This window comes from Laedolimicola intestinihominis (assembly GCF_040096155.1).
GTDB lineage: Bacteria > Bacillota > Clostridia > Lachnospirales > Lachnospiraceae > Laedolimicola > Laedolimicola intestinihominis.
In genome coordinates this window covers 1-10,576 of the sequence record NZ_JBBMFE010000026.1, presented here as the reverse complement: position 1 = coordinate 10,576, position 10,576 = coordinate 1, and the positions used below count along the sequence as shown (strand labels likewise).

The window sequence follows — 10,576 nt, the reverse complement described above, 5'->3', positions numbered from 1 at the left end:
CATCTTCGCCTGGGCGATACCGTTCAATGATTTCATGCCGGACGGTATCGACAAGTGCATTGAGGTTTTGAATCTGCATGGTAGCAATCCCGTCCACATAAATCTCAATGTCTGCAAGAAACTTGATGAAATCTTTATGTGTAGCAAGCTCACAGAGCAGACGGTTGTTAATCCGACCGCTTTTCAGCAGTGCCACCATCTCATCATTCAAATGCAGCTCCGTCAATGGTGTGTTGATCTGCTCCCTGTTCTCTGTCCGGCACAGTAGATAATCAACAGAGACCCCATAGAAGTCTGCCAGCGTGATAAGGTTGCCATGATTGATTTCCTTAAAATCCTCTTTTTCATAACTTCCAAGAGCTGATTTGGAAATGCCTGTCAGCTTTGATAGTTCTTCCAGATTTAAGCCTTTGTCCTTGCGGAGTTCCCAAAGGCGTTCCTGTATGCTTGTTGCTCCTTTCATGGGCGCACACTCCTTTCCGGCGGTTTCATTGCTGCCGCTTAACTGGATTATATCACACTTTCCGCAATCGTGGAAATTTCTGATTTTTACTCCTAATTCCTACTTTGTGGACATACGGCACAGGGCACAAAAATGTTCTATGATACAGGTAGTTCATCGATGGATTATTCCAATCGAATGACCAGCCTGTGTGGGATATGCTTCCCCGGCGATGTAGTGCCATGACTTTTGGCAGGGATGTGGAGGAACCCTGACCGAAACGAGCGTACCAAAGGGAGCGATACGCCGCTGTGAGATTCAGGGGAGGAACGACACCGGGGAGAACTGGCGAACTGACACCGAAATGATACCGAAACACGACAATCTGATAGGGGGATAGTCTACCCTATCGCTGATACTTCGGGAGATTTTAGGCGGCTCTATGGCTGTAATTTTTCCGAAAATCGCCCCGAAACCATACACAAAAACGGGAGGAAGCGCAATATGCCGAGAATGAGCAAAAAGAGGAAACAGGAGCTTTCCTTTTACCTCAATGACCGGGGGCGTGTCACTTACAACGAATTATGCCGGAAATGCCAGCATGGGTGCAAGCAGAGCTTCCGGGCGGTTGTGATTGACTGCCCCCGTTATTTATCCAAACGAGCAAAGAAAAAGGAGGAACACACCGAATGAATTTTGAATTTATGACGATAGACACACCATTGCCGCCCTGTATGCCCTTTCCCAGAGCGTTGACAGGATTTCCAGTCAGCAGCACCGCAAAGGTCATGTACTGCCGGATGCTGGACGCTATGCTCTCCAAAGGTCAGGAGGACGAGAACGGAATCCTGTTTGTCTGCTTCCCTGTCACAGCCATTGCCGCAGTCCTGTCCCGCAGTCCCATGACGGTCAAGCGTTCTCTGAATGAACTGGAAACCGCCGGACTTATCATGCGGGTGCGTCAGGGCGTTGGAGAACCAAACCGGATTTATGTGCTGATACCGGGAAAGGAGGACGCTGCCCTTGCCTGATACCTCAAAGCTGGAAAAGCTCAACCGGGAGTTGGAGAAAAGCGAAAAGAAACTGCGGAAAGCCATCAATGATGAAAAGGCATTGCAGCACCAGTTAAAGCAGCTTACCCGAAAGGAACGGACGCACCGGCTCTGTACTCGTGGCGGTATGCTGGAAAGTTTTCTGCAAGAGCCGGAACGCCTGACAGATGATGATGTCATGCTGTTGTTGAAACTCATTTTTCACAGGCAGGACACGCAGGAACTATTGAAAAAACTGCTGGAACGGGAGAAGCCGGAAACCCCTTAGTTTACTAAGGGCGCAATTATACACCACCCAGAGGTTGGTGCATTGCGTTCTCCGAAGGCTCCTCGCCGGAGGGCTGTGATTTTCCGCAGTTATGGTCTGCTCCAAATCAAACAGGGGACGCTACGCTTCCCCTGCGCTGGCTGCCGCCAGCTACCCTTTTGTGGACTTGCCATCTGGGGACACCTTGCGTTGCAAGCTGTTCCCAGCCGACAAGTTTCATAAAATATGCTATCTTTTCGATAGCCAATGAAGTATAATGAAGATGACAACAAATCGGCATTTGTAAAGGAGGATTTACAATGAAGAAAATTGGATTAGGTATTGCAATACTACTCTTTGCCATTATAATTTCTCTTTGCTCATCAGGAATGGGGCTGCTCGTTATCGGAATTGGGATTGTAGGATTGATTTTTTCAATCATAGGATTTATAGAACGCAAGTAAAATAACTTCCAGTTTGTCAGCTTCACATCGGGTCAACTTGCCCCGAACTTTTACAATTAAATACCCGCCGCCCACATAGCGGCACACCGAGCAGGAAATCTGAAAAAGGTCTCCTGCTTTTTTTCTGCCCCAAATGAGGTGGTAAAACGCCACCCCGTCCACCAATTAGCGAAAGGAGGAACACGAAATGCCCTGTCCACACAACGAAATCACGATTGTTCAGCGCAGCCAGCGGCAGTCTGCGGTTGCCGCCGCTGCTTACCAGAGTGGCGAAAAGCTGTTCTGTGAATACGACCAGCAAGTGAAGCACTACCCGGAAAAGCGTGGTATCGTCCACAATGAAATCCTGCTCCCGGCAAATGCTCCGCCGGAGTATGCAGACCGCAATACCCTATGGAACGCCGCCGAAGCTGTGGAAAAACAATGGAACTCCCAGCTTGCAAGGAGGTGGGTGCTTACCATTCCCAGAGAGATACCGCCTGACCAGTACGCTGTCCTTGTACGGGAGTTTTGTGAGCAGCAGTTTGTTTCCAAAGGCATGATTGCTGATTTTGCAATCCATGACCCCCATCCGCCGGGACACAATCCCCACGCCCATGTCCTGCTCACTATGAGGGCAATGGACGAACATGGGAAATGGCTTCCCAAGAGCCGCAAGGTTTATGACCTTGACGAGAATGGGGAACGGATCAAACTTCCGTCCGGCAGATGGAAAAGCCACAAGGAGGATACGGTTGACTGGAACGACCAGAAGTATTGTGAAATCTGGCGGCATGAATGGGAGGTCATCCAGAACCGCTATCTGGAAGCCAATGACCGCCCGGAGCGTGTGGACTTGCGTTCCTATGCCAGACAGGGGCTTGATATAGTCCCTACTGTCCATGAGGGAGCTGCTGTCCGGCAGATGGAAAAGCGGGGTATCCAGACGAATATCGGAAACCTGAACCGGGAAATCAGAGCTGCCAACAATCTGATGAAGTCCATCCGGCAGCTTATCCAAAACCTCAAAGGCTGGATTACCGAGCTGGGCGAAAAACGGAAAGAGCTGCTTGCACAAAAGGCGGCGGAGGAAGCGACACTTCTTCCCAATCTGCTGATGAAGTATATGGCGATACGAAAGGAAGAACGGAAGGACTGGACAAGGGCTGGACAGAACCGGGGGACTTCACAGGACTTAAAGGCAGTCAGCGAAGCCCTGTCCTATCTCCGGCAAAAGGGGCTTTCCACTGTGGAGGACTTAGAAGCATTTCTGGAATCCTCCGGGAAATCAGCCGCAGATTACCGCAATCAGATGAAGCCAAAGGAAGCCCGAAGCAAAGTGATTGACGGGATTCTTGCCAGCCGGACAGACTGCAAAGAATGTAAGGCTGTCTATGAGAAGTACCAGAAGATATTTTTTAAGAAAACAAAGGAAAAATTCAAACAGGAACACCCGGAGGTTGCCCGGTTTGAGAAAGCCAGTGCCTACCTTGCCAAGCACCCGGACGATAAGGACAGCACGAAAAAGGAGCTTTTGCAGGAACAGGCGAAGCTTGTGGACGAAATCGCAGACTTGAAAGTACCGTTGACCGAGGTGCAGGAAGATTTGAAGAAGCTGTGGGACATCCGCTACTGGGTACGGAAAGCCACACCCGGCACAGAGGAAAGCAAAGAGCCGCCCAAGAAGCAGCCCCTCAAAGAAGTCTTGCAGGATAAGGCTGACGAGAAGAGAGCACAGAAAAACGCCCCGGCGCAGACGAAACACAAACAACAGGATATGGAACTTTAACAGGCACTTGCCATTTTCAGATTGAGAATGATAAGTGCCTTTTCTTTTTTACAAGGAGGAATTGATTTGAATGTATTTGAAGCTGTGAAGCAGTCCGTTACGACAAGACAGGCTGCGGAGCATTACGGAATCCGGGTAAACAGAAACGGGATGGCTTGCTGCCCGTTCCACAACGATAAGACCCCCAGCATGAAGCTGGACAAGCGTTTCCACTGCTTCGGATGTGGTGCAGATGGGGATGTGATTGATTTTGTAGCTGCCCTGTACGGGCTGGGGAAAAAGGAAGCCGCCGCACAGTTGGCGAGTGACTTCGGGCTTGCCTATGAGGACTGGAAGCCACCGGGCAGGGCAAGGAAGCCCAAGCCCCGGCAGAAATCCCCGGAAGAACAGTTCCGGGAAGCAAAGGCACATTGCTTCCGTGTCCTTGCCGATTATCTACACCTCTTACGGGTATGGAAAACCGACTATGCCCCGCACTCCCCGGAGGAAGCGTTTCATCCCCGGTTCGTGGAAGCCTTGCAGAAGCAAGCCCATGTGGAATATCTGCTGGATGTGCTGCTGTTTGGGGATACGGAGGAAATCGCTTCACTGATTACGGACTACGGAAAGGATGTGATACAGCTTGAACAGCGAATGGCAGAGCTTGCAGCCGCAGACGCAGCAAGAACTAAAAAACACCATGAACGCCATGCAGCCGCCACAGAGCGTTGAGGAAATCAAGACGGGGCTGGAAACTACCGAGAAAGGCGGTGTCCGTCAGAGCATACGGAACTGCCTGACCGTATTCCAGCGTGACCCTCTGCTTTCCGGGGCTATTGCATACAACATCCTGACCGACCGCAAGGACATCATAAAGCCCATCGGCTTCCACAGAGAAAGCACCGCCCTGACCGATACAGACATGAAGTATCTGCTTCTCTATCTGGAGGAAACCTACGGGCTGACCAGTGAGAAAAAGATTGAAACCGCCATCGGGATTGTGGCGAATGAGAATAAGTACCACCCCATCCGGGATTTTCTGAACAGCCTTGCATGGGACGGGACGGAGCGCATCCGCTTCTGTCTGCGGCACTTTCTGGGGGCGGATGTGGACGATTACACCTATGAAGCCCTAAAGCTGTTTCTTTTGGGGGCGATTACAAGGGCATTTAAGCCCGGAAGCAAGTTTGAAATCATGCTGTGTCTGGTAGGCGGTCAGGGGGCTGGCAAGTCCACCTTCTTCCGTCTGCTGGCAGTCCGGGACGAGTGGTTTTCCGATGATTTGCGGAAGCTGGACGATGATAACGTGTACCGCAAGCTGCAAGGTCACTGGATAATTGAAATGTCGGAAATGATGGCAACCGCCAATGCCAAGAGCATTGAGGAAATCAAGTCTTTTCTAAGCCGACAGAAAGAGGTTTATAAGATACCCTATGAAACCCACCCGGCAGACCGTCCCCGTCAGTGCGTGTTCGGCGGTACTTCCAACGCCCTTGACTTTCTCCCCCTTGACCGTTCCGGCAACCGCCGATTTATCCCGGTCATGGTGTACCCGGAGCAAGCCGAGGTTCACATTTTGGAGGACGAAGCCGCTTCCAGAGCCTATATCAGCCAGATGTGGGCGGAAGCAATGGAGATTTACCGAAGCGGCAGGTACAAGCTGTCATTCAGCCCAGCCATGCAGCGGTATCTCAAAGAACACCAGCGGGATTTTATGCCGGAGGACACCAAAGCCGGGATGATACAGGCTTACCTTGATAAGTACACCGGGGAAACGGTCTGTTCCAAGCAGCTCTACAAGGAAGCCTTAAATCACACCTTTGACGAGCCGAAGCAATGGGAAATCCGGGAAATCAACGAGATAATGAACCAGTGCATTACCGGGTGGAACTACTTTTCCAATCCAAGAATGTTTGCGGAATATGGCAGACAAAAGGGCTGGGAGCGTGAAATCCCGGCAACGGACACCGACAACCCGCCCGAAAAATCTATGGACGGTTTTGTGGAGGTCACGGAGCAGATGGAGCTTCCATTCTGAAAATGACAGCCCGTTGCCGACTTCGTTGCTATCCCGTTGCCGAGCCGGTTGCCGGGGAAAAACCCATAACTGCGGGCTTTTCTCCCCTATGACAACCAAAACAACAGAAAAATAAAAGAAAAGTATAAATAGTAACCATCGCCAGATTGAGATTGTTTGCAAGGTCTTTTGAAGCCCGTTGCCGGACTTCGTTGCCGACACCCTCTGTCTGGCTATTTTCATGTATGGAGGATAACTGCCTATGGCAAAAAACAAAACAGAGATTCATGTGACCACTGTATTTGACGGGGAGCTGGACGCCACCGATGTGTTCGTCAGCCTGATTTCCCAGAAATACGGCAAGACAAATACAAAAGAATATCTTGCTAAAAAGAAAGAATTGAATTATAATGAAGATGAGGTTCAAAAGAGCCAGATACCGTCTGGATTGTGTGGGTAAATGGCTATGATGAACGAAATGGAATACAGAACAATCGGTTCGGCACTTGCCGGGGGTTATCGTGCAGCGGTCTATTGCAGACTGTCAAAGGACGATGACCTGCAAGGCGAAAGTGCCAGTATCGCAAACCAGCGTGATATGCTGGAAAAATACTGCGAAAAGCAGGGATGGGAGGTTGTGGCAGTCTATCAGGACGATGGCTTCACAGGTCTTAATATGGAGCGTCCTGATTTACAGAGAATGTTGAGAGCCATTGAGCGCAGGCAAATCAACCTTGTCATCACGAAAGACCTCAGCCGACTGGGGCGTAACTATCTGCAAACCGGGCATTTGATTGAGGACTTTTTCCCAAGAAACGGTGTCCGCTATATCGCCATGAATGACGGTATCGACACCCTGCGGGATAACAACGATATTGCCCCGTTCAAGAATATCCTGAACGAGATGTACAGCAAGGATATTTCCAAGAAAGTCCATTCCTCTTATCTTCTGAAAGCGCAGAAAGGACAGTTTACCGGGTGTCTTGCCCCGTTTGGATATCGGAAAGACCCAGAGGACAAAAACCATCTGCTCATTGACGAGGAAACCGCCCCGATTGTGCGGCTGATTTTCGGATATGCCCTGAACGGTCATGGTCCGAACTATATCCGCAGACGGCTGGAGGAAGAAAAAATCCCCTGCCCCACATGGTGGAACCGGGAACGGGGGCTTCGCAATACCCGCACCAAATGGGAAAAGAAAGACCCGGAAAACGGGCGGTATATGTGGGACTTCTCCGTTATCAAAGACCTTTTGATGAATCCCGTCTACACCGGGGCGATTGCTTCCCAGAAAAAAGACTACCGTTTCAAAATCGGCACGATTGGGGAAAAGAAGCCGGAGGACTGGATTGTGGTGGAGGGACAGCATGAACCGCTGATTGACCGCATGAGCTTTGACATTGTGCAGAACAAGCTGAAATCCCGCCAGCGTCCGGGGCAGACCAATGAAATCAGCCTGTTTGCCGGACTGATAAAATGCGGCGAGTGTGGGAAGTCGCTGACGATACGCTACACAAACGCAAAACATCCCCAGCGGATTTACTCCTGCAAGACCTACAATGCCTTTGGAAAGAACCACTGCACCCAGCACCGGATTGACTATGACACCCTTTACAGCCATGTGCTGCGGAAAATCCGGGAATGTGCCAGAGCTGCCCTGATGGACGGGGAAGCGGTTGCTGACCGCCTGACCAATACCTGTGAAGCCGAGCAGCGGGAACAGCGGGAAGCAATGGAACGCTCCCTTACAAGGGACGAGGAACGGATTGAGGTTCTGGATAAAATGGTCATGCGGCTTTATGAGGATATGATTGCAGGGCGTATCAGTGAGCAGAATTTCAACACCATGCTGGAAAAGACACAGACCGAGCAGACGGAGCTTAAAGCAAAAGTGTCCGAGGGCAGAAAGCGGCTGTCCGATGAAGCCCAGCTTGCCAATGACGCAAAACAATGGGTGGAAGCCATTCAGGAATATGCCAACATCACAGAGCTGGACGCAGCCACCCTTAACCGCTTAATCAAAGAAATCGTCGTGCATGAGCGCATTGACGAAGATAAAACAAGACACATTTCTATCGAAATTCATTTTAATCTCAAACCCATCCCGGAGGTGGAACAGGTCACTGCCTGACCTGTCCCGCCGGGACGGTTCTCTTAACAACACCATATAGATTTTTTGTACGCCGCCGCCCGCCATCGAGCAGAGTTTTACACCTAATTGGGGATAAAACAGCTCATGGCGGGCGGCGGCGTTGCCCTTATCGGTGGCACCCTTGTACCTCTGCTTTCCGGCCTGTTCGGTTAAGCGGCGGGGTTAGCCTATGCAGAGCATACTTGACGCGATTAACGAATGGATAAAGGAAATCCTCATTGGAGCCATTAACGGTAATCTGTCAACTATGTTCGGGGACGTAAACGAAAAAGTCGGAACTATCGCCGCAGAGGTAGGACAAACCCCGCAGGGGTGGAACGCAGGCATATTTTCCATGATACAGAGTTTGTCGGAAAATGTGATTGTACCCATTGCGGGGCTTGTCATTACCTACGTTCTATGCGTGGAGCTTATCAGCATGGTAACGGAAAAGAACAATATGCACGATATTGACACGTTCATGTTCTTTAAGTGGTTTTTCAAGGCGTGGGTAGCGGTGTATCTCGTTACCCACACCTTTACTATCACTATGGCGGTGTTCGATATGGCGCAGCACGTTGTTTCCGGCGCAGCGGGCGTGATCGGCGGCAATACGAATATCGACGTTGACGCCGCCCTCTCGTCCATGCAAGCCGGACTTGACGCTATGGAAATCCCCGAACTGCTTTTGCTCGTTATGGAAACAAGCCTTGTGAGCCTTTGCATGAAAATCATGTCGGTGCTTATCACGGTTATCCTGTACGGCAGAATGATAGAAATTTACCTTTACTGTTCGGTATCGCCTATCCCGTTTGCAACTATGACCAACAGAGAGTGGGGGCAGATAGGCAACAACTACTTAAAAGCCCTGTTCGCCCTCGGTTTTCAAGGCTTCCTCATAATGATATGCGTCGGCATTTATGCGGTTTTGGTTGGCAGCATGATTGTAGCGGACAACCTGCACAGCGCGATTTTCTCCCTTGCAGCCTACACCGTGATTTTGTGCTTCTCCCTATTCAAAACAGGCGCACTTGCGAAGTCAATATTTAACGCCCATTAAAGACCGAAAGGAGGAGGTTTTCACTTGGCGTATGTACCCGTACCCAAAGACTTATCAAAAATCAAAACGAAAGTCGCTTTTAATCTGACAAAGCGGCAGATTATATGTTTTGCGGCAGCCCTCGCTATGGGACTACCGCTTTTCTTTTTGCTCAAAGACAGCGCGGGAACAAGCATGGCGGCATTTGCAATGATTGTCGTTATGCTTCCCTGCTTCCTCTTGGCAATGTATGAAAAACACGGGCAGCCCCTTGAAATCGTGATAAAGAACGTCATTCAGACAAAGTTTATCCGACCAAAGGAACGCCCCTATCAGACGGAAAATTTTTATGCCGTCATAGAAAAACAACGAAAACTGGAAAAGGAGGTATCGGCTATTGTCAATGGCAGAACGAAAAACCATGACCCGCGCGGTAAAAAATCCCGTGAAGCGTAAGCTGACCCGCGCAGAAAAGAAAGAAATCGCCGCCGTGATACAGGCGGCAAAGGGCGACGGGAAGCCCCGCACCGCACAACAGACCATTCCCTACTTGCAGATGTACCCGGACGGGATTTGCAGGGTAACGGAAAAGAAATACAGTAAAAGCCTTGTCTTTGAAGATATTAACTATCAGCTTGCACAGGCAGACGATAAGACAGCCATTTTTGAAAACTGGTGCGATTTTCTCAACTACTTTGACGCTTCCGTTTCGGTGCAGCTCTCTTTCATCAATCAGGGTGCAAGAAAGGAAAAGGCACAGGCGGCTATCGAAATTCCGGCGCAGGACGACGCTTTTAACTCTATCCGCAGGGAGTACGCGGATATGCTTAAAAATCAGCTTGAAAAAGGCAACAACGGACTGGAAAAGTGCAAGTACATTACCTTTTCCATTGAAGCGGACAATCTTGCGGCGGCAAAAGCCCGCCTTTCCCGTATCGAAACCGACGTACTCAATAATTTTAAGGTGCTTGGTGTAACCGCCCGCCCCATGAACGGACAGGAACGCTTGAACGTACTGCATGGGATTTTCCACCCGGAGGGCGAGCCGTTCCGTTTCTCTTGGGACTGGCTTGTACCGTCCGGGCTTACCACAAAGGACTTTATCGCCCCGTCCTCGTTCCGCTTTGGCGACGGCAGGACGTTTCGCATGGGGCGCAAGCTCGGTGCTGTTAGCTTCCTTGAAATCCTTGCGCCGGAGCTGAACGACCGTATGCTTTCGGACATTCTCGACCTTGAAAACGGAATTATCGTCAATCTGCATATCCGCAGTATCGACCAGAGCGAAGCAATCAAGACTATCAAGCGCAAAATTACCGACCTCGACAAGATGAAGATTGAGGAACAGAAAAAGGCGGTACGCAGCGGGTACGATATGGATATAAGTGCGACTCGTTCCTGAACAAAGCCTTCGTAGTTGAAGGACAAAATCAGGCACTA

At 50.2% G+C, this 10,576-nt stretch carries 12 protein-coding genes and 2 pseudogenes; 13 read left to right on the top strand and 1 reads right to left on the bottom strand.

Annotated elements, in window-relative coordinates; all coding sequences use genetic code 11:
- A partial coding sequence (locus WMO29_RS16445) for a helix-turn-helix domain-containing protein (RefSeq protein ID WP_349165528.1) occupies positions 1–463 on the bottom strand: 463 nt, incomplete at its 3' end.
- A gap of 483 nt (positions 464–946) precedes the next feature.
- Here WMO29_RS16445 and WMO29_RS16440 point away from each other — a divergent pair.
- From WMO29_RS16440 to WMO29_RS16380, 13 genes and pseudogenes are all read left to right on the top strand, one after another.
- Entirely contained in the window at positions 947–1,135 is a 189-nt protein-coding gene (locus WMO29_RS16440; RefSeq protein ID WP_003020302.1) for a hypothetical protein, read from the top strand.
- Positions 1,132–1,473 carry a replication initiator protein A gene (locus tag WMO29_RS16435; RefSeq protein WP_003020305.1) on the top strand — a complete coding sequence of 114 codons (342 nt, stop codon included), beginning with the start codon at positions 1,132–1,134 and terminating at the stop codon, positions 1,471–1,473. The genes WMO29_RS16440 and WMO29_RS16435 overlap by 4 nt, the downstream gene beginning before the upstream one ends.
- A complete protein-coding gene (locus tag WMO29_RS16430; protein WP_002594808.1) occupies positions 1,466–1,762 on the top strand; it encodes a DUF3847 domain-containing protein in 297 nt (98 codons plus the stop codon). The genes WMO29_RS16435 and WMO29_RS16430 overlap by 8 nt, the downstream gene beginning before the upstream one ends.
- A gap of 299 nt (positions 1,763–2,061) precedes the next feature.
- Positions 2,062–2,205, top strand: a complete 144-nt coding sequence (locus WMO29_RS16425) for a hypothetical protein (protein ID WP_009274458.1) — start codon at positions 2,062–2,064, stop codon at positions 2,203–2,205.
- 187 nt (positions 2,206–2,392) lie between these two features.
- A complete protein-coding gene (mobQ, locus tag WMO29_RS16420) occupies positions 2,393–3,973 on the top strand; it encodes a MobQ family relaxase (protein WP_349165527.1) in 1,581 nt (526 codons plus the stop codon).
- A gap of 66 nt (positions 3,974–4,039) precedes the next feature.
- Complete coding sequence (locus WMO29_RS16415; protein WP_349165526.1) at positions 4,040–4,684, top strand: CHC2 zinc finger domain-containing protein; 645 nt, start codon at positions 4,040–4,042, stop codon at positions 4,682–4,684.
- Positions 4,653–5,990 carry a virulence-associated E family protein gene (locus tag WMO29_RS16410; protein ID WP_349165529.1) on the top strand — a complete coding sequence of 446 codons (1,338 nt, stop codon included), beginning with the start codon at positions 4,653–4,655 and terminating at the stop codon, positions 5,988–5,990. The genes WMO29_RS16415 and WMO29_RS16410 overlap by 32 nt, the downstream gene beginning before the upstream one ends.
- Positions 5,991–6,231: 241 nt before the next feature.
- Positions 6,232–6,429: a hypothetical protein gene (locus WMO29_RS16405; RefSeq protein ID WP_349165525.1), complete on the top strand. Its 198-nt coding sequence runs from the start codon at positions 6,232–6,234 to the stop codon at positions 6,427–6,429.
- Positions 6,430–8,100, top strand: coding sequence for a recombinase family protein (locus tag WMO29_RS16400; RefSeq protein ID WP_117890579.1), 1,671 nt, complete (start codon positions 6,430–6,432; stop codon positions 8,098–8,100).
- Between the two features lie 90 nt (positions 8,101–8,190).
- A pseudogene (locus WMO29_RS16395) lies at positions 8,191–8,274 on the top strand (Maff2 family mobile element protein); the annotation flags it as partial.
- Positions 8,275–8,290: 16 nt separating this feature from the next.
- Positions 8,291–9,160, top strand: a complete 870-nt coding sequence (locus WMO29_RS16390) for a VirB6/TrbL-like conjugal transfer protein, CD1112 family (protein ID WP_005928553.1) — start codon at positions 8,291–8,293, stop codon at positions 9,158–9,160.
- 24 nt (positions 9,161–9,184) lie between these two features.
- Positions 9,185–9,595 carry a PrgI family protein gene (locus tag WMO29_RS16385; protein WP_005928557.1) on the top strand — a complete coding sequence of 137 codons (411 nt, stop codon included), beginning with the start codon at positions 9,185–9,187 and terminating at the stop codon, positions 9,593–9,595.
- A pseudogene (locus WMO29_RS16380) lies at positions 9,561–10,520 on the top strand (VirB4-like conjugal transfer ATPase, CD1110 family); the annotation flags it as partial. The gene WMO29_RS16385 and the pseudogene WMO29_RS16380, both read left to right, overlap by 35 nt.
- Positions 10,521–10,576: the final 56 nt, after the last annotated feature.

What these genes read in the sequence shown, in the direction of transcription:
- WMO29_RS16440 (WP_003020302.1), top strand. Translation starts at nt 947, where the DNA reads ATGCCGAGAATGAGCAAAAAGAGGAAACAGGAGCTTTCCTTTTACCTC.
- WMO29_RS16435 (WP_003020305.1), top strand. Translation starts at nt 1,132, where the DNA reads ATGAATTTTGAATTTATGACGATAGACACACCATTGCCGCCCTGTATG.
- WMO29_RS16425 (WP_009274458.1), top strand. Translation starts at nt 2,062, where the DNA reads ATGAAGAAAATTGGATTAGGTATTGCAATACTACTCTTTGCCATTATA.
- mobQ (WP_349165527.1), top strand. Translation starts at nt 2,393, where the DNA reads ATGCCCTGTCCACACAACGAAATCACGATTGTTCAGCGCAGCCAGCGG.
- WMO29_RS16410 (WP_349165529.1), top strand. Translation starts at nt 4,653, where the DNA reads ATGAACGCCATGCAGCCGCCACAGAGCGTTGAGGAAATCAAGACGGGG.
- WMO29_RS16405 (WP_349165525.1), top strand. Translation starts at nt 6,232, where the DNA reads ATGGCAAAAAACAAAACAGAGATTCATGTGACCACTGTATTTGACGGG.
- WMO29_RS16400 (WP_117890579.1), top strand. Translation starts at nt 6,430, where the DNA reads ATGGCTATGATGAACGAAATGGAATACAGAACAATCGGTTCGGCACTT.
- WMO29_RS16390 (WP_005928553.1), top strand. Translation starts at nt 8,291, where the DNA reads ATGCAGAGCATACTTGACGCGATTAACGAATGGATAAAGGAAATCCTC.